The organism is Streptomyces sp. O3, assembly GCF_054788135.1.
On record NZ_JBTVYK010000083.1, the window covers coordinates 1 to 17,762 of the forward strand.

The 17,762-nt window shown below is 72.2% G+C and carries 18 protein-coding genes; 10 read left to right on the forward strand and 8 right to left on the reverse strand.

What is annotated here, in order from left to right; all coding sequences use genetic code 11:
- The first annotated feature begins 323 nt into the window (after positions 1–323).
- Entirely contained in the window at positions 324–839 is a 516-nt protein-coding gene (locus ACX6XY_RS28340) for a hypothetical protein (protein ID WP_460336859.1), read from the forward strand.
- A gap of 20 nt (positions 840–859) precedes the next feature.
- Here the strand turns inward: ACX6XY_RS28340 and ACX6XY_RS28345 are convergent, their stop codons facing one another.
- Together ACX6XY_RS28345 and ACX6XY_RS28350 are read right to left on the reverse strand one after the other, a co-directional pair.
- Complete coding sequence (locus ACX6XY_RS28345; protein ID WP_460336861.1) at positions 860–1,063, reverse strand: DUF397 domain-containing protein; 204 nt, start codon at positions 1,061–1,063, stop codon at positions 860–862.
- Positions 1,041–1,895: a helix-turn-helix domain-containing protein gene (locus tag ACX6XY_RS28350; RefSeq protein ID WP_460336903.1), complete on the reverse strand. Its 855-nt coding sequence runs from the start codon at positions 1,893–1,895 to the stop codon at positions 1,041–1,043. The genes ACX6XY_RS28345 and ACX6XY_RS28350 overlap by 23 nt, the downstream gene beginning before the upstream one ends.
- A 117-nt stretch (positions 1,896–2,012) precedes the next feature.
- Between ACX6XY_RS28350 and ACX6XY_RS28355 the strand changes: the two genes are divergently transcribed.
- The 3 genes from ACX6XY_RS28355 to ACX6XY_RS28365 all read left to right on the forward strand — a co-directional run bounded on the left by ACX6XY_RS28355 (position 2,013) and on the right by ACX6XY_RS28365 (position 3,004).
- Positions 2,013–2,219 carry a hypothetical protein gene (locus ACX6XY_RS28355; protein WP_460336864.1) on the forward strand — a complete coding sequence of 69 codons (207 nt, stop codon included), beginning with the start codon at positions 2,013–2,015 and terminating at the stop codon, positions 2,217–2,219.
- Entirely contained in the window at positions 2,216–2,590 is a 375-nt protein-coding gene (locus tag ACX6XY_RS28360) for an ATP-binding protein (protein WP_460336867.1), read from the forward strand. Before ACX6XY_RS28355 ends, ACX6XY_RS28360 begins: the two co-directional genes overlap by 4 nt.
- 69 nt (positions 2,591–2,659) lie before the next feature.
- Entirely contained in the window at positions 2,660–3,004 is a 345-nt protein-coding gene (locus tag ACX6XY_RS28365; protein WP_460336870.1) for a type II toxin-antitoxin system Phd/YefM family antitoxin, read from the forward strand.
- A gap of 46 nt (positions 3,005–3,050) precedes the next feature.
- Here the strand turns inward: ACX6XY_RS28365 and ACX6XY_RS28370 are convergent, their stop codons facing one another.
- The 3 genes from ACX6XY_RS28370 to ACX6XY_RS28380 form a co-directional block, all read right to left on the reverse strand.
- Positions 3,051–4,733: a transporter gene (locus ACX6XY_RS28370; RefSeq protein ID WP_460336873.1), complete on the reverse strand. Its 1,683-nt coding sequence runs from the start codon at positions 4,731–4,733 to the stop codon at positions 3,051–3,053.
- Positions 4,730–5,629 (reverse strand): ABC transporter ATP-binding protein, encoded by a 900-nt coding sequence (locus tag ACX6XY_RS28375; RefSeq protein WP_460336876.1) that lies wholly within the window; start codon positions 5,627–5,629, stop codon positions 4,730–4,732. The genes ACX6XY_RS28370 and ACX6XY_RS28375 overlap by 4 nt, the downstream gene beginning before the upstream one ends.
- Before the next feature lie 150 nt (positions 5,630–5,779).
- The gene (locus tag ACX6XY_RS28380; RefSeq protein ID WP_460336905.1) at positions 5,780–6,427 is read right to left on the reverse strand and encodes a bifunctional DNA primase/polymerase; all 648 of its coding nucleotides are present in this window, start codon (positions 6,425–6,427) and stop codon (positions 5,780–5,782) included.
- Positions 6,428–6,726: 299 nt separating this feature from the next.
- Between ACX6XY_RS28380 and ACX6XY_RS28385 the strand changes: the two genes are divergently transcribed.
- Both ACX6XY_RS28385 and ACX6XY_RS28390 read left to right on the forward strand, forming a co-directional pair.
- Entirely contained in the window at positions 6,727–8,115 is a 1,389-nt protein-coding gene (locus tag ACX6XY_RS28385; RefSeq protein WP_460336879.1) for a transcriptional regulator, read from the forward strand.
- Between the two features lie 196 nt (positions 8,116–8,311).
- The gene (locus ACX6XY_RS28390) at positions 8,312–10,102 is read left to right on the forward strand and encodes a hypothetical protein (RefSeq protein WP_460336881.1); all 1,791 of its coding nucleotides are present in this window, start codon (positions 8,312–8,314) and stop codon (positions 10,100–10,102) included.
- A gap of 82 nt (positions 10,103–10,184) precedes the next feature.
- On the opposite strand, the gene ACX6XY_RS28395 is transcribed toward ACX6XY_RS28390, so the two are convergent.
- Positions 10,185–11,579 carry an ABC transporter substrate-binding protein gene (locus ACX6XY_RS28395; protein WP_460336884.1) on the reverse strand — a complete coding sequence of 465 codons (1,395 nt, stop codon included), beginning with the start codon at positions 11,577–11,579 and terminating at the stop codon, positions 10,185–10,187.
- Between the two features lie 117 nt (positions 11,580–11,696).
- Between ACX6XY_RS28395 and ACX6XY_RS28400 the strand changes: the two genes are divergently transcribed.
- Together ACX6XY_RS28400 and purU are read left to right on the forward strand one after the other, a co-directional pair.
- A complete protein-coding gene (locus ACX6XY_RS28400; RefSeq protein WP_460336887.1) occupies positions 11,697–12,197 on the forward strand; it encodes an SCO4402 family protein in 501 nt (166 codons plus the stop codon).
- Positions 12,198–12,215: 18 nt separating this feature from the next.
- The gene (gene purU / locus ACX6XY_RS28405; protein ID WP_460336890.1) at positions 12,216–13,085 is read left to right on the forward strand and encodes a formyltetrahydrofolate deformylase; all 870 of its coding nucleotides are present in this window, start codon (positions 12,216–12,218) and stop codon (positions 13,083–13,085) included.
- 64 nt (positions 13,086–13,149) lie between these two features.
- Here purU and ACX6XY_RS28410 read toward each other — a convergent pair whose 3' ends face one another.
- Positions 13,150–14,517 (reverse strand): zf-HC2 domain-containing protein, encoded by a 1,368-nt coding sequence (locus ACX6XY_RS28410; RefSeq protein WP_460336893.1) that lies wholly within the window; start codon positions 14,515–14,517, stop codon positions 13,150–13,152.
- A 20-nt stretch (positions 14,518–14,537) separates the two neighbouring features.
- The gene (locus tag ACX6XY_RS28415) at positions 14,538–15,116 is read right to left on the reverse strand and encodes an RNA polymerase sigma factor (protein WP_460336896.1); all 579 of its coding nucleotides are present in this window, start codon (positions 15,114–15,116) and stop codon (positions 14,538–14,540) included.
- Between the two features lie 291 nt (positions 15,117–15,407).
- Between ACX6XY_RS28415 and ACX6XY_RS28420 the strand changes: the two genes are divergently transcribed.
- Together ACX6XY_RS28420 and ACX6XY_RS28425 are read left to right on the forward strand one after the other, a co-directional pair.
- On the forward strand, positions 15,408–15,782 hold the full coding sequence (locus tag ACX6XY_RS28420) for an STAS domain-containing protein (protein ID WP_460336899.1): 375 nt from the start codon (positions 15,408–15,410) through the stop codon (positions 15,780–15,782).
- A 389-nt stretch (positions 15,783–16,171) separates the two neighbouring features.
- Positions 16,172–17,671, forward strand: coding sequence for a PAS domain-containing protein (locus ACX6XY_RS28425; RefSeq protein ID WP_460336901.1), 1,500 nt, complete (start codon positions 16,172–16,174; stop codon positions 17,669–17,671).
- The last annotated feature ends 91 nt before the right edge of the window (positions 17,672–17,762 follow it).

Genomic DNA, 17,762 nt, shown 5'->3' on the forward strand with positions numbered 1-17,762 from the left:
GCCCCGCGGGGGGGGGGGGGGGGGGGGGGGGCCCCCCCCCCCCCGCCGGGGGGGGGGGGGGGCCGGGGGGGGGGGGGGCCGCCCCGCCAGCACGGCATCGGACAGATCCAGCCCCGTCCCGTAACCGGAACCCACCCTGACCGAGTCAGATCCCTCTCCCGCAACCGAACGTCTTCGCCTACCGTTCATGCCGACCGCACGTTCCACGCGAGTCGGCCGCATGGTCGAGGGGGAGCAGGCACCGTGAGATTCACCGGGAAGACACTTCCCGCCGCCACTGCGGCCGAGACCGCGGGGCCAAGGAGAGCTCGACCGTGCGCCGCGTGATTGCCGCCCTCGCGATCGCCGCCGCGCTCGTTGGGGCGGCGGTGTACGGCGGTATCTCGCTGGCGTCGAGCGCCAACGAGAGCACGGAGCGCGGGCAGCGGGCGCTTCAGGACGCGATGCGTGTCTCGCCGACTCCGGATGATCCGACTCCGAGCGCGTCAGTGCTGCCGTCAGCCCAGGTGAAGGACCTGGGTGAGCCCATCGCGAGGACCGCTGACGGCACACTGAAGGCGTACGCGGTGAAGAGGGTCGAGCGGTATGTGCTCCAAGTGCCCGTCACCTTCACGAACACGGGCATCGAACCTCGCGAGTTCGAGGCCGAGGTCAGGGTGACCCACCCCGACTCCTCGGGACCAAAGGCCGCGAAGTTCGTGACCAGCGGAGGCCTCGTCGCCCCTCATGCCACGAGCCTGATCGAAGTCACGTTCGGGGACTCCAGTGACGCTCCTGGCTCAGAGTTCGAGGTGGAGTTCCGGGTTCTCGGACCGAACGGGGGGACCTGGGAGCGGTAGTCCGTCGGCCACGCCGCGGGCTACCGCTTGAGGTGGTCGACGAAGGGAGCCCAGGCGTGCGCGGGGAACACGAGGGCGGGGCCGTGGGGGTTCTTGGAGTCCCGGACGGGGACGAGGCCGGGGAGGTCGTCACGGACCTCGACGCAGTCCGCGCCATCGGCGTTGCTGTAGCTGGACTTGCGCCACATGGCCGAGTCCAGTTCAACCGTGCTGGTGCGCTTCATCTCTGTAGCCCCTTGCCGCTTCCTCGATCATGACCAGGGACGCCTCGGGTGGCAGTGCGGCGGCCCTGAGCAGATCGTACGACCTCCGATAGTCCGCCACGAGCGGCGGGAAGTCGATGACTTGGCCACTGTGCACGCCCTCGGTGTAGGCGAGCGGTGGCGCGTCTAGAAAGGTCATGATCTTGACCATGCCCATCATGAGCGGGTGCGTGCCAGCCGTTTTCGGGAGGACTTGCAGAACGCTCTGCGAGGACCGGATCACCTCGGCGATGTGCTCCAGCTGCGCGGCCATCTTCTCCGGTGCCAACAGCGGCTCGCAGATCAGTGACTCGTGAACGATCCCCCAGTACATCGGGCGCTCTTCGTTCTGCCAGATCTCCGCACGCTTCAAGCGGGCACGTACGCGCTTCTCAACCTCTTTGGGCCGAACCCACGGTTGCCCAGCCCTGATCACCGCCCGGACGCATCCTTCGGTCTGTAGCAGACCGGGAACGATCATGGGTGCCCATTCCTCGATCGTCGCCGCGCACTTCTCCATCTCAGCGACGTCCGCGAAGTACTGCGGGTGCCCAGCCCGACGGGCCTTGGCCGCGTCTTCACAGCGCCGCGTGAAAAAGCCGTCCGTTCCCAGCTTCTCGTCCGCGTGCCGGGCCAGATCCTCCGGCATGCGTCGCTCTCCTCGCTCGATCTGGCTCAGGAACGAGATGCCCCGGAAGCTGCCTTCCGCCAACTGTTCAAGCGTGAGGCCCGCTTCCACGCGCTTGTAGCGCAACTCGGCTCCGTAGAAGCACGGAACGCTTTCCGATGCGTCGGGATCCTTACGAGGAGGCACAACCCACCACCGCTCTTTGCCTGTTGCCTTGCGCAACCCAAACCCCTTCTACGGTACGCCGACCCGCGTCAGCCTGTGAGGGATTCGTCACACAGCGCACAGGAAGGCGTGCCCCGCATGGACACCACCCCCACACCCGCCCCCACCACATCCGTCTGCCTGGAGCGGCTCCGCGCGGCGCTCGGCGCGCACGGGATCACGTTGCCCTCGCTCGGGCTCGATCCGCTCACCCCGGATCATCTGATCGCCCTCGGCAACTGCAACGCCGACACCGCCCAGGCCCTCGCCAAGGCGCTCAACAGCGGGGCAGGCACCCGGCGGTGAAGCCGTTCAGCCTCCAGCTGCCCGCGCTGCCGAAGGCCGTGCCCGAGGTGCGCCGGGCCGTGCGCGAGCACATCGGCGGGCCCTGCCCGGAGGTGCAGCTGTGCCTCAGCGAGCTGCTGGCGAACGTCATCGCCCATGTCGGGGAGGGCACCCCGGTCTCCGTACGCGTCGTCGGCGGGCACGGGCGGTGTACGCGGGTCGAGGTGTGGGACCCGGAGCCGCACGCCTGGCTGGTGCTGCGTCGCCCCGACGCCGACGAGGAAGCCGGGCGGGGGCTGCTGCTGCTCGACGCCCTCGCGCTGCGCTGGGGCGTCGAGCAGCGGTCCGGCGGCAAGACCGTCTGGTGCGAGCTTCCGCGACACGACAGCTAGCCAACAGGTAGCTGGCAGCCTCCCCTTGCAGTCGGCGTACGGCGTGGTACGACGTGGTACGACGTAGATATGGGTGCAGACTCGCGACAGCCCGAAGTCGTACCGCTGAGGGCTCTCAAGCAGCCAGCGAAAATCGCCGATCAAGTGGCCGATCGTGGAGCCACGATCATCGTCACACGCAACGGGAAGCCCATCATGGGCATCATTCCCATAGAGAGCCTCGATCAGCCGGTGTACTCCTTCCGCACAGATCCCATGGGCCCACTCGACATCCCGGATCTGAATCTGGTCACGCTCACGGACGGGGAGATCGCGAACACCCTGCGTGAGATGGGCGGGGACCTCGGTGACCGGTCGATGCGGCCGCTGACCGCCCACCCAGCCTTCCGCCTCCTGCCAGACGACCTCCTATGACCCGTCCCTCGTAGTCCACACCCGCGTAGACCGCACGCGCGTACCGTCAGACCTTGCTGACCGCCGCCAGGATCTCCGGGAGGTTGCGCGCGACCCTGGGGGCCGCGAGCTTCAGGCCCAGCAGCGTCAGCGCCGCCCCGTACAGCGCGCCGAGCGGCAGGACCAGCCACAGCCAGGCGTGCGCGTCGGCGAGGTGGGCCCAGACCGTGAGGACCACCAGCGGGGCGCAGAGCGCGGACGCGACGACCATCCCGGCGAAGATGGAGCTCCAGACCAGTCCGGCCTGGCCCGGCGCGGCGGTCTTGTGGCCCTCCTGCGGGACGGAGTACGCGAAGCGGTACGAGGCGAGCGCGCCGAGGCCGAGCATCGCGCCGAGCACGGCGAGGGCGAGCCCGAGCGCCGGGACGAGCTCCCCCCAGTCGCCGACGAACGCCGCGGTCAGGGTCGTGACCAGCACCGTGTAGGGCAGGGTGACGGCCAGCAGCGCCAGAGCCCGGCCGCGGAGTTCGACGTACGCGTCCTGTGGCGAGGAGATCGTCATCGCGACCATCCAGAACGCCGAGGTGTCCTGGCCGAACTGGTTGTACATCAGCATGCCGAGCATCCCGGCCGCCAGGCAGGCGTAGTACACCGAGCCCTGGCCCTGCAGCGCGTTGAGGAGCGGCACCATCAGGCCGATGGCGAGCGAGGCCACCCAGCCCGCCTTGGTCTTCGGGTCGCGCCAGGCGTAGCGCAGGGTGCGCTCCATGACCGTGCCGGTGCGGCCGCCCGGCAGGAGGCGGGCCAGGCCGTGCGAGGCGCGGGCCTTGTCGCGGGCGGGCTCCTCGGCCTGGAGCGTGGAGCCGTCCGGCGCGGTCATCAGCCGGGTCAGGCTGCGGCTCCAGGCGGCCAGGAGCAGGACCAGGGCCGCGGCGGAGAGCGCGAGCTGGGCCAGGCCCGTCGCGTACGAGCCGTCGCTCACGGACGCCACCGCGCCGAACGCCGACGCGGGCGGCACCCAGCTCAGTACGTCCGCGACCGGGTCGAGCCGGGACAGCCCGCCGGACTCGCTGAGCTGCGCCGCGCCGAAGTTCACCGCCTGAATGCCGACCGCGATGATCAGGCCGCTGAGCACGGCGAGGTCGCGGCCCTTGCGGCTGGTGAGCAGGCGGACGTTGGCGGCCGCGACAGTACGGGACAGCGTCACGCAGAGCAGGAGCGTGAGGGCGGCGGCGACCACGCCGGTGAGCACCGCCGCCGTGCCGTGCGCCACCGTGACGATCGAGCCCGCGACCAGGCAGAGCGTGAACAGCGGGCCGATGCCGACCAGGGACGCCGCGAGCAGCGCCCGTACCAGCGGCCGGGGGCGCAGCGGCAGCATCACCAGGCGGGTGGCGTCCAGGGTCTCGTCGCCGCTGGCGAAGAACAGCGGCATGAACGCCCAGCCGACGGCCAGGACGGCCACCGCGAGGACCACGACCGTGGCGGCGTGGTCATTGCCGCGCAGCATGATCAGGCCGAGCGTCTGGAGCGCCGCGAAGAGGAGCGCGAAGACGAGCGAGACGACGTACGCGGCGCGGCGGCCGCCGGAGCGGCGCAGGCCGTTGCGGAGCAGCGAGAGCTTCAGCCGGACGAAGACCGGGGTGAGCGAGGCGGAGCCGGAGCCGGGACCGGAGCCGGGGCGCGGGTTCCGGCCCGTCGCGGCGTCCGTGGGGTGGGGGGTGTCGGTGCTGGTGGCGGTGGCGGTCATCGCGTACCGCCGTCGTGGTCACGAGCGGGGGCGCTGGCGCTGGCGGTCGCAGTCGCGGTGCCGCTGGCGCTGGCGGTCGCGGTCGCGGTGCCGCTGGGGCTGGCGGGCGTGGTCGCGCTGGCGGTCGCGGTGCCGCCGAGCCAGTCCAGGGAGTGGCCGCTGTCGCGGCTGCTCGCGCCGACCAGTTCGAGGAACGCGTCCTGGAGGGTCGGCGCTTCGCCGCGTACGTCGGCGAGCGGGCCCTGGGCGCGGATGCGGCCCGCGGCCATCACGGCGACCCAGTCGCACAGCGACTCGACGAGTTCCATGACGTGGCTGGAGAAGACCACGGTGGCGCCGGACGCGGTGTAGCGCTCCAGTACGCCGCGGATGGTCTGGGCGGAGACCGGGTCGACGCCCTCGAACGGCTCGTCGAGGAAGAGCACTTCGGGGTTGTGCAGCAGCGCGGCGGCGAGGCCGATCTTCTTGCGCATGCCGGTGGAGTAGTCGACGACGAGCTTGTGCTGCGCGCCCGCCAGGTCCAGTACGTCCAGGAGCTGGGTGGCCCGCTTGTCGACCTCGTCGCCGGGGAGGCCGCGCAGGCGGCCGGTGTAGGCGAGGAGTTCGCGTCCGGAGAGCCGCTCGAAGAGCCTGAGGCCCTCGGGGAGTACCCCGATCCGGGCCTTGACCTCGACCGGGTCACGCCAGACGTCGTGGCCGACGATCTCGACCGAGCCCTGATCGGGGCGGAGCAGCCCGGTCACCATGGACAGGGTGGTGGTCTTGCCCGCGCCGTTCGGGCCGACCAGGCCTATGAAGCGGCCCGCGGGCAGCTCCAGGTCGATGCCCGAGACGGCGATCTGTTCGCCGAACCGCTTCCACAGGCCCGATACCCGCACGGCGGGCGGACCCGCCACAGGTGCCGTGACCTCCGCTGTCCTGACTGCTGTCCTGACTGTCGACTCGCCTGTCACTCGTTCCCCCTTGTGAACGCTGAGCGTGCTGTCGGGGCGCGGTGCGCCCCAGGTCAGCAGCCACGATACGGAAGGGGACGGATGTCAGCGCGGTCAGCGGCGGGCTTCGCGGCCGCAGGCGTAGGCGAGCGGGCTGATCAGCTCCTCGGCGTCCGGCAGCCAGCGGTTGGCGGGCGTGGGGCGGCAGGCCCACTGGGCCGCTCCGTGCGGCCCGAAGCGGGTGGGCGGCGCGGCGACCCAGCTGCCCTCGCCGAGCGTGGTCAGGTCGAGCGACGCGGGCGGCCAGCCCAGCTTCCGTACCAGGTCGGGGGTCTTGGCGGCGGCGCCGGGCAGGACCAGGAACTGCATCCTGCGGTTCGGGGTCAGGATGACCGGGCCCAGGGTGAGCTCCATGCGTTCCATCCGGGCGAGGGCCAGGAATCCCGCCGTCTCGGGCACGTCGATCGCGTCGAAGGTACGCCCGGTCGGCATCAGGATGGACGCGTTCGGCTGCTTGGACCACAGCCGCCTGGCGACGGTGGCGCTGCCGGTCGCCTGGGTCGGCCAGTCCTCGCGGGCCGGGTGGGCGCCGGGCGCCGGGCAGGAGTCATCGCCGCAGGAGCAGTGTTCGACGCCGTCCGCGGGCTCCAGGCTCGTGCCGGGGCAGACATCCCAATGCCGTTCCTCCGCGTATCGCACGGCGATGTCGAGCAGCCGCTCACCGCGCTGCTTGGGGATCTGTGCGGCTTCGTTGCCGGTCATGGTGTCTTCCACGCAGATGACAACTCCCTTCGCCACTCTGGGTTACGGCTGAGGCGTGCGCCGGTACGGCGCATCCATCCCGCGTATGGGGCGCATGGGTGCACAGGCGGGGGCGCGCACGCGGATCGTCAGCCGGGGCGGGTAACCAGGTGTGAGGGGGAGACAACTGACCGCATGCGCCACCACGCGTCACACACCGGACATGCCCGGATAGTACTTATATGCCTCGCATCGTCCGTTTGACCATTGGGCATTGATCATCGGGGACGCAGTCAACCGGTGCACTCAGGGGGTACGCCATGGCCGCCAGGCCTCTCGTCGCACGTCAACCGAACGAACGGCTCCAGGCACTCATCCAGGAAGCCGGGTGTTCCAACGCCGGGCTGGCCCGCAGGGTCAACATGTGCGGCGCCGAGCACGGTCTCGATCTCCGCTACGACAAGACGTCCGTCGCCCGCTGGCTGCGCGGCCAGCAGCCGCGCGGCCGGGCCCCCGCGATCATCGCCGAGGCACTGGGCCGGAAGCTGGCCCGTACCGTCACGATCGACGAGATCGGCATGGCCAACGGCAAGCACCTCGCCTCCGGCGTCGGACTCCAGTTCTCGCCCACGGTGCTCGGGGCCGTGGAGCAGGTCTGCGAGCTGTGGCGCAGCGACGTGGGGCGGCGCGAGTTCCTCAGCGGCTCGTCGGTCGCGGCGTCCGCGCTGGTCGAGCCGAGCCGCGACTGGCTGATCACGGCCATGGACGCCCAGGTGTCCAGGACTGCCGGCCCGCGCGTCGGCACGGCCGACGTGGCGGCGGTACAGGGGATGACCAGCGCGCTCGTCGAACTCGACCACCAGTACGGCAGCGGACATGTGCGCCCGGTCGTCGTGCACTATCTGAACTCGGTGGTGTCCGGGCTGCTCGCGGGCTCGTACCGCGAGTCGGTGGGGCGTGAACTCTTCGCGGCGGTGGCGCGGTTGACGGAGCTCGCGGGCTATATGGCCGTGGACACCGGGCAGCCGGGGCTCGCGCAGCGGTACTACATCCAGGCGCTGCGGCTCGCGCAGGCGGCCGGGGACCGGGGGTACGGCGGGTACGTACTGGCCGCGTCCATGAGCCACTTGGCGGCGCAGCTGGGCAGCCCGCGCGAGATCGCGCAGCTGGCGCGAGCGGCGCAGGAGGGGGCGCGCGGGCACGTCACACCGCGTGCGGAGTCGATGTTCTACGCGGCCGAGGCGCGCGGGCACGCGCTGCTCGGGGACGCACGGGCGACCCAGACGGTGGCGATGCGGGCGCACTCCGCGATGGAGCGGGCGGACGCGGCGTCGGCGGCCGGGGACGACCCGGTGTGGATCTCGCACTTCGACCACGCCTATCTGGCCGACGAGTTGGCGCACTGCCACCGCGACCTCGGCCAGGCGGACGCGGCGGCGCGCAGCGCCCAGGAGTCCGTCGACGGGCACCCCGAGACACGGGCGCGGCGGCGGGCGATCGGGCTGGTGCTGCTGGCGACGGCGCAGGTGCAGCAGCGTGAGGTGGAGCAGGCGTGCCACACGGGGACGCGGGCCGTCGAGCTGCTCGGCGGGCTGCGGTCCAACCGGGGGGCGGAGTACCTGGAGGACTTCAGGGAGCGGCTCGAACCGTTCCGGGACGAGTCGGTGGTACGGGAGTTCGGGGCGCGGGTCGATCTGATGGCGGCGTAGCGGCGCAGGGGCTTGTCGGCGGGGGGGTGTTGAGGGCTGTTGGGGGCCTCGGGGTCCCCCAACAGCCCTGTGTCCAGCGGTACCGGACGGTATGGGAGCTGCGTTTCGGCTCGCCGGGGTGACCCGGTAGCGTGAGCCGACGACTGAGTAGGTCCCCATACGTATCCCATGCGTATGCGCATCCGTAGGAGATCCGGTGACGCAGAGCGGACAGGGCGAGGAGCCGCAGCATCCCGCGGCGCGGCCCGCCCACGAGGGTGTCGTGCTGCCCGCCGACGGCGGCGACCCCCGCGCCTCCTACGGGGATCAGGCGATACCCGCGGGCGGCCAGCCGTGGGGCGCTCCGTGGGGGCCCGCGGCGGGCACGCCCGGCGTCCCGAACGCGCCCGCGGCTCCGGCCGCCCCCTCCGGTGAGCAGGCGGCCCCCTCCGGTGAGCAGCAGGGGTGGCCGCCCGCGCAGCAGGCCCCGCAGATGCCTCAAGCCCCGCAGATGCCTCAAGCGCCCCAGGTGCCCCAGCCACCCCAGGCGTCCCCGTACGCGGCGGGCGCGCCGCAGGCCCCGGCCATGGCCCCGCAGCCGGGGGGCCTGCCTCAGCAGGGCGCGCCCCAGCCGCCCGGTGCGCTGCCGCCGGAGAACGCGCCCCGGCCGCCGGGCGCGTTGCCGCCCGAGGCAGCGGGTGACGCCGCTGCCACGCAGTACCTCGCCCCCGCGCCCGCGACGCCTCCCATGCCCCCTGCGGGACCCGGCGTCGACGAAGGCGCCACCCAGCTGATCGCGCCGGTCCAGGGGACGCAGGCGGGTCCTCCGGGGGCGCTGCCCGCCGAGGCGGCGGCCGCCGATGCCACGCAGTACGCCGATGCCACGCAGTACCTGGGCCGGGTGCCGACGACGCCGGACCAGCACCCGCACCAGCCCCAACCCCCGCACCCGCACCCGAGCGGTGTTCCGGGCGGGTCCGACACCGATCCCACCCAGTTCGTGGCCCCCGTCCCCGCGGGCGGGTCCGACACCGACCCCACGCAGTACATCGCCCCCGTGCCGGGCGCCACGCCCGCTCCCCCGCCGCCGCCCGGCGCGCCGTACGGCATCCGTCCCGGTGCTCCCGGTGCGCCCGCACCCGGCGGGCAGGACCGGCAGCCGCCCGCCGAGTTCGAGAGCCTTTTCAGGAGCGAGCCCACGGCAGCCGGGGCCGGGTCCGGGGCCGAGGCCGGGGCCACCCAGCAGATGCCCCGCTTCGAGCGTCCCGACGAGCCGCACGCCGCGCCCCCGCAGGGCCGCGCGGCGCGCCGCGAACCCGAGGCCGTCGGGCGTGGGCGCACCAGGTCCAAGGGGCCGATGCTGGCCGCGTTCGCCGTGATCGCCGCGCTCGGGATCGGCGGCGGAGCCGTGTACGCCAACAGCGGTGGCGACGACAAGGACGATCCGGAGACCGTGTCCGCGTCCTCACCGGGCCCGGACGAGAGCGAGCGGCAGCCCGAGAGCCCGACGCCCACGCCGTCCCCGTCCCCTTCTCCGTCGCCGTCCGTCGACCCGGTCAAGCAGCAGGCGGCCAAGCTGGACAAGCTCCTCGCGGACAGCAACAACAGCCGTGACGCGGTGATCCGCTCCGTGCAGAACATCAAGCAGTGCGACAAGCTCGACAAGGCCGCCGTCGACCTGCGCGCCGCGGCCCGGCAGCGCAACCGCCTGGTCTCCCGGCTCAGCGAGCTCCCCGTCGACAAACTGCCGAACAACGGTGCGCTGAAGTCACACCTCAACGAGGCGTGGAAGGCGTCCGCGTGGGCCGACCTGCACTACGCCAAGTGGGCCGACCAGGTCGCGGGCAAGAACGGCTGCCCGAAGGGCGAGGCGCGCACCACGGGCCAGACCGCCAAGGGCAACACCGCGAGCGGCGAGGCGACCAAGCACAAGGAACAGGCGGCGCGCCTGTGGAACGCGATCGCCGACGAGCACGGCTTCACCAAGAGGAACAAGACCCAGCTCTGAGGGGGCCAGCTCTGAGGGGCGTCAGGAGGTCTGTTCCTCAGGGGGCTGTTCCTCAGGGGGCTGTTCCTCAGGGGGCTGTCCCTCAGGGGGTCTGTTCCAGGGTCTTCGCGACGTCGACCGACGCCTTGCGTGCCGCGATGAGCCGACCCTCGCGCACGACCTGGAAGGTGACGTGCGCGTTGACCAGGCGCGGATACGAGCGCCCGGCGATGGTGTCCTCGAAGCGCCAGCTCAGCGGCGGCGTAAGGCCCCCGGTCTCCACCTGTAGGCCGTCGTTGAGCGCCCGGCTCACGGTCAGCGCGCTGACCTCCGCATCTTCGCCCAGCGACTCCACGACCCGCTGGAACACGGTGTACGCGATCCAGGTCGTCTGCACGCCCGCGTTCGACGGGTCGATGCGGTTGTCGCCGAAGGCCTGCTCGCGGATCACCTTCCGCATCGGCGTCCAGCGCTCATCGTCGGCCGCCGGGTACCAGCCGGTGAGGAAAGCGCCCTCGTACGGGCTGTTCCTGCCGCCCGTCTGGTCCACCAGGGACTGGTCCACACTGCCGAGCACCGAGGAGATCCGTACCTGCTGGAAGTCCTTCCGAGCGCGCCGGAAGGAGTCGACGAACGTGTCCGTACGGTCGCCGAGCGCCACCGTGACACAGCCCTTGCGGGCCCGTTCCGTGGCCTGCTCGACGCCGACCTCGGCCGCCAGCGACGCGGGCGCGCCCGCCTTGGCGATGGCCTCCTTCGCCTGCGGGGTGAAGTTCGTGGCGTCCTCGGCGGCGAGCACGTCGGCGGCCTCGACGGCCCCCTTGCCGTCCCCATCGTCCCCATCGTCCTCACCGCTCTGGCCGCTCTGGCCGCTCTTGCCGTCGTCTCCGCCCTCGGCGAGCCCGGTGTTGAGCAGCGCGGGCAGCTTGTCGCCCGCGATGGTGTCGGGGCGTACGAGGGCGACCCGCTCGCAGTCCGCGGCGAGCTGGCGGCCGTTCCCGGCCATCAGCGCGGCCTGGCCGCCGTTGACGGGGTACGAGACCGCGCTGGTGAACTCGGCGTCGGTGAGCCCGTAGCCGCCGATGTACGGGATGCCCGCGGCCTCCAGCGGGGAGACGAAGGCACGGGCGTGCTGGCTGAAGGAGCCGACCACCGCGACCGCCTCCTCCTTGACCGCGCGCCGGGCGCACTCCGCAGCGCCCACCTTGTCGTTGCGGTCGTTGCAGGTCAGGACCTTGAGCTCGCGGCCGTCAAGGCCGCCGTTGTCGTTCACCCAGCGGGCGTACGCCTGCGCCATCGCGGGCACGCCCGGCGCGTTGATCTCGCGGGTGTCCTCAGGGGCCCAGGTCATGACGACGACAGGCCCCCCGGAACCCCCCGTGGCTCCAGGGAGCACGCCGCAGCCGACCGTCAGCGACGTACACACCGCTGTGGCGGCCACGGCGAGCGCGGCGGTCTTGAGCGGGCGGGGAAGCACGTGACGTAGCCGAGCGGTCATGTCCACGCACGATCCACGGCCCCCGCGAACCTCTGTGTGCCCCCCTCCCAACGCTCGGTGACATACGGGTGAACTGCCGGGGCTGGTTCAGCGGTGCGCATGGGGAACGTACGATCGATGACCGTGCAAGGTTCGGAGAAGTCTTCCCGTCGCGGCCGTCGCTCCCCCACCATGGGCGGCATGCCTTTGAACGACATGCCGTGGTGGCGCTGGCGCAGCAACGTGCGCTCGGCGCTGCACATGCTCTCCGACCCGGTCTTCCAGCAGGAGTGCTGGCTGACGGGCCACGAGGGGTACGGGGACGTCACCGACGCCGTGTACCGACTGGTCGAGGACACCTGGCTGGACAACTGGTCGGCGGAGAAGTACGTCGGCACGATCTTCCGCGACTCGCAGGAGGCGGCGCTGGTCGACGTCGCCGTGCTGCGGGTGCTGCGGATCATGCACGAGGTCGGTCCCGACGCCCCGGTCTCGGCGTACCTGGAGCACGCCGGGTGGCCGGAGGCGGTACGGGCCGCGCGCGACGCCCATGTGCGGCTCTCGGTCGGTGACGGCGAGGACCCGGACACCGCACCCCGCACCCTTGAGGTACTGCGGATTCTGACCCGGTCGGCCTGACCGCGTAGCCTGCTGCGCATGACTGAGCAGCCCGCACCCCTGAAGCAGTACGTCCTGACGCTGTCCTGTCCGGACAAGCAGGGCATCGTGCACGCCGTGTCCAGCTACCTGTTCATGACCGGCTGCAACATCCAGGACAGCCAGCAGTTCGGCGACCGCGACACGGGGCTGTTCTTCATGCGGGTGCACTTCTCGGCCGAGGCCTCGGTGACCGTGGACAAGCTGCGGGCGAGCTTCGCGGCGGTCGGCGAGTCCTTCCAGATGGACTGGCAGATCCACCGCCCCGACCAGCGCATGCGGATCATCCTGATGGTCTCCAAGTTCGGGCACTGCCTGAACGACCTGCTGTTCCGGGCGCGGACCGGGGCGCTGCCGGTGGAGATCGCGGCGGTCGTCTCCAACCACACCGACTTCGCCGAGCTGGTCACCTCGTACGGCGTCCCCTTCCACCACATCCCGGTCACGAAGGACACCAAGCCCCAGGCCGAGGAGCGGCTGCTTGAGCTGGTGCGCGACGAAGGCGTCGAGCTGGTGGTGCTGGCCCGCTATATGCAGGTGCTCTCGGACGATCTGTGCAAGCGGCTCAGCGGCCGGATCATCAACATCCACCACTCGTTCCTGCCGAGCTTCAAGGGGGCCAAGCCCTACCACCAGGCGCACGAGCGCGGGGTGAAGCTGATCGGCGCGACCGCGCACTATGTGACGGCGGACCTCGACGAGGGCCCGATCATCGAGCAGGAGGTCGAGCGGGTCGGCCACGCGGTGACGCCGGAGCAGCTGGTGGCGGTCGGGCGCGACGTGGAGTGCCAGGCGCTGGCGCGGGCCGTGCAGTGGCACGCCGAGCACCGGATTCTGCTGAACGGGCGGCGTACGGTCGTCTTCACCTGATTCACCTGATTCACCTGAGGCGTGGGGCGTGGGGCGTGTCGTGGTGCGTGTGGTGCGTCCTGTTTTACATGCGGCTGAGTGACGCCGCCGCCGACAGGACGTCCTCGATCGCCTGACGGTCGCCGTGCTGTCCGGCCGCCGCGTCCCGTGGCGGCACATGCCCCGCCGCCAGCTTGGAGAACTCCACGCTGTCCAGCGCGACATGAGCCACCTCGCGCTCCGGCGACACGGCCGCCCCCGGCGAGTCGAGCGCGATGAACCACTCGCCGCCGCCCACGCCCTCCACCTCCAGCCGCAGGGTCCGGCCGGGCGCGCCCGTCGTGACCAGCTGCCGGGGCGGGGCCGCCAGCCCGGAGCGGCGGCGTGCGGCCAGCGCGGCGGGCAGCATCCGGGCGGTGAGATCGATCATCTGGTTGAGGTGCCGGGGCGCGGGAGGCTCGTACGGGTAGTCCACCGCGTCCGCGATGTCGCCCGCGTGCACCCAGCAGCCGAAGGCCCGTTCGAGGAGCGAGTCGCGCAGCGGCAGCCGGTCGGGGCGGCTCGGATGCGGGCCGTACGGGACGGCCAGCTCGGCCGAGCCGCCGCCCGCGAACGACACCGTGCGTACCAGGGTGTGGCTCTGCTCCCGCCAGGGCAGGCGCACATCGCGGGTGGTCGGGTGCCGCGAGGCGGCCCAGTACGCCTCGGTGCGCGCCTGCGGGGTTCCGCCGTCCCGCGGGGCCTCGTCGCCCAGCGGGTCGTCCAGGCCGAGGGCGAGCGCGACCAGGCCGTCCACCGTCAGCAGGTGGGCGATGGCTCCGGCGACGGTGGTCCTGCGGTTGACCTGCTGGTCGCCCTCATACCACTTCAGCCGCACCGGCGCGTGCCACTCGCCGTCGCCGATGTCCTGGAGCAGCGCGTCCAGACGCGCGGTCTCGGCGTCGTACGGAGCGGCCCACTCGGGTACGGGTATGCGCGGCGGTCTGCGGTTCAGGCACCCGGCGAGCACGCGCGACCTGAGCCCCGGATCGAGGTCCAGGCTGTCCTCGGGGTGCAGCAGCCCCACGGCGTCCCGCAGCCGCAGCGCCTCGTCCGCGCAGGGGCCGCAGCCGCCCAGGTGCGCTTCGACAGCGGCGGCCTCGGCCGCCGAGCAGGCGGACAGGGCCCAGGCTCCGAGCAGCGACTTGAGCACGCCGTGGTCGAGCTGGGGCGGAGCGGGCGGCGGCAGGGCGACCTCGGGCAGCGGGCGTCCGGTGTCCTCTACCGAGGCGCGCGGCGTGGGTATCTGCGGGCGGCCTGGGCTGCCTGGGCCTTGTCGGTGTCCGGTGTTGCCGCCGTTGCCGTTGTTCCCGTTGTTCCCGTTGTTCCCGTTGTTTTCGTTGATGTTGGTGTTTCCGTTGGGGTTGATGTTTTCGTTGGCGTTGGTGCTGGTGCCGGGTGTGTCTTCGTCCATGGGCTCGAGCGGGTCCGGGTTCACAGTGCGGTTCCGTAGCCCGGTGGCGCCGTCGCGGGGCGGGGTTCGTTGGCTGTGGCGAGCAACTGGAGGCCCAGCCGGAGTCTGCGGCGCGCCTCGTCCTCGGTGACGCCCAGGTCGGCCGCGGTCTGGCGGTAGTCGCGGCGCTTGAGGTAGGCGCTCTCCAGGGCCGCCCGCAGCGGCGCGGGCATCGACGTCACGATGTAGTCGGCGCGGGCGGCGGCCGACGCGCGCAGCACCTTGCGCTCCAGGTCCTCCGTGGTCCCCGCGCCGCCGTCGGCGAGCGCGGCGGTCTCGGTCTGGCGCAGCCGCCGTACCGCGTGCCGGTGGGTCAGCCCGGCGACCCAGGAGCGCAGCGAGCCCTGCTTGGGTTCGTACTCCTCGGGGTTCTCCCAGACGTGGGCGAACACCTCGCGGGTGACTCGGTCGGCCGCCTCGTCCTGGCCCAGCACCCGGTGGGCCAGGCCGTGCACCAGGGAGGCGTAGCGGTCGTAGAGCTCGCCGAGCGCGGCCGCCTCGCCGCGCGCGAGGCGCTGCTGCATCCTGCGGTCCCAGCGGGGTGGTGCGTGCTTGGCCATCGGGCCCCTCCCCTTGTGTCCCCTTGCGTCCCCTTGCGCTGTGCTGTGTGCCGTCGCCCACACTCTCACCTCGAATGTAGTGGGCCGGTGTGACAACGCACCCCGAATTGCGGCAATGCGCGCCCGGTCAGGGCCGGTCAGGACCGTCCTAGATCGAATCAGCGCATATGTGATAGGTCTTCGGATGTGACGTGGTACTAGCCGCGGGGTTGTTTTGCGAGACGGCGGCGGGGCAGCCGCCCATGAGGGAGCGGGCGGACGCTCCCTGGCCGGCAAGGTGAGAGGCATGGCGTGGCGCTCAAAGTGACCGAGGGCAGGCAGAGCGGCTGGGTCGTCGTGCGGGTGTCCGGCGAGATGGACCTGGTGACCTCGCCCATGCTGCGCCAGCGCGTCCACAACGCGGTCGCCGACGGCCGCCGTGATCTTGTGCTCGACCTCTCCGAGGTCCAGTTCTGCGACTCCAGCGGCGTCGGCGTGCTGATCGCGACCCGCCGCCTGATCCGGTCCTGTCAGGGCAATCTCCGGCTGATCCTCCCGGCGCGGGGCGCGGAGGACGGCTCGCACGTCAACCGGGTGCTCGCGGCGCTCGGCGTACGCCGTCTCTTCGACGTCTATCCGGACGCGGCGGCCGCGGTGGGCGGCGGGGCCAGTCCGTTGTCGGCTTAACCGCGGATTCCGTAGGAACGCAGACGACCCGCGGGCTCGGGTTCCCCCTGGGGGGAGCCGGCCGGACGTACCGGCGAGCCCGCGGGTCGGGTGACTGCTTGGGATTGGGCCGGCTGCGCGCACTGTCACGCGCTGGTCCGGCACCGCACAGAGTGCGACGACGGGCCGCTAGCCCGCAGCCACCTCACGCGTCCGGTTTCCATACATCTGCCGAACCACCTCCCTTCTCGTGTGCTCCACACCCTAGGAACGCCCGCGGCGGCCCACAACTGGATTTCTGAGCCGCAACGATTTCCGGGAACCAGATGTGGGCTGCGTCACGTTCAAGTTGAATGATCGGTGTATCGCACATGCCGACTGGCGGACTTCTCCCTCAGGGGGTGTAGCAGGTGAGTGCTTCCCAGCGCGGTGGAACCACGGGCTCCCTGGGCTCGGGTGCGGAGGGCCCCGAGCCCGAGCCCGAGCGTGCGTCCGATGCCGAGCCTGACGGGCCTGGGTCCGATGTTCTGCTCGCCGCGCTCCTCGACGGGATGGACGCCGCGCTGTGCGCCTTCGACGCGGATGGCGTGGTGACCCACTGGAATCGCGAGGCCGCGCGGATTCTGGGCTGGTCGGCCGATGAGGCGGTCGGTCGGCGGGGGTTCGCGGGGTGGGCGGTACGGACCGCCGACGCCGAGGAGGTCGAGGAGCGGCTGCTCGCCGTGATGCACGCGCCGGGGCGGCAGGTGCACGAGTTCGCGCTGCTGACCAAGGACGGCGGGCGGGTTCTCGTACGGACCCAGTCCGCGGCCGTGCACGGGCCCGACGGGAAGCCCGCGGGGGTGTACTGCGCGTTCAGCGAGGTGCACACGCAGATCGACCTGGAGCGGTCCATCGCGCTGAGCGAGGCGCTGCTCGACGACGCCGCGTGGGGGGTCGTGCTGGTCGATGTCGACCTGCGGCCCGCTGTCGTCAACGCGTACGCGGCGCGGGCGCTGGGTGTGGGGCGTACGGCGCTGCTGGGGCGGCCCCTGGGGGAGCTGGTCACCCAGGGCGCGGAGGAGCTGGAGAGCGCCCTGGCGCACGTACTGGCGGAGGGCTCGCCCCCGGCGCCGGCCGAGCTCTGGGTGACGGTGCGCGGGGACGAGAGCGGGGGCGCGGGCCGGAGCGGGGGCGGGGGCGGGGGTGCGGGTGAGAGCGGGGGCGAGCGGCGGCGGTGCTGGCGCAGCGGCTTTCTGCGGCTGGCGTCGCCGCTCGCGGAGGAGCCGGTGCCGCTGGGGGTCGGCTGGCTGTTCCAGGACGTGACGGAGTCCCGGCAGGCTGAGCAGGAGGCGGCGCGGCTGCGGTTCCGGGGGAACCAGCTGCATCGGGCGGGGCAGGCGGCGGCGGAGTGCGAGGACCCGATGGAGGCGGCGACGGTTCATCTGGACTTCGCGCTCGCGGGGTTCGCGGACCATGCGCTGCTCGACCTCGCTACGGGGCTGGAGCCGCTGCGGCTGGTGCGGGCGGCGGCTTCGCCTGGTGGGGCGGCGGCTGGGCCGGTGCGGCCCGCGGTGCAGTCCGCGGGGCTGCGGGCGGGGCTTCCGGTGCGTTACCCGGAGGGGCATCCGGCGCTGCAGTGCGTGGCGCGGGGTGGGTCGGTGCGGGCTAGCGCGGGGGCGGCGGGGCAGGCGGGGGCTGCGGGGCGGTGGGCGGCGGGGCGGTTGTGGCCGCCGGGGACTCAGCACGGGCTGTGTGCGGTGCTGCGCAGTCGGGGGCGGACGCTGGGCGTGGTGACGTTTCTGCGCGGGGCGAGTCGCGGGCCGTTCGATCGTGCGGCGGTGGTGTACGCGGAGAGTGTGGCGGTGCGGGTCGCGGCGGTGGTCGACCTGGCCCAGCTCGGGGCGCCGGAGGCCGACGCGGCGGGGTGAGCCGCGCTGTCGTCCGTTGTGGGGCGGGGGTGGGGGGGGGGGTACGTGCTCACGGCGACTGATAACCCGGAAGCTGCGAACCGCGTGCTGC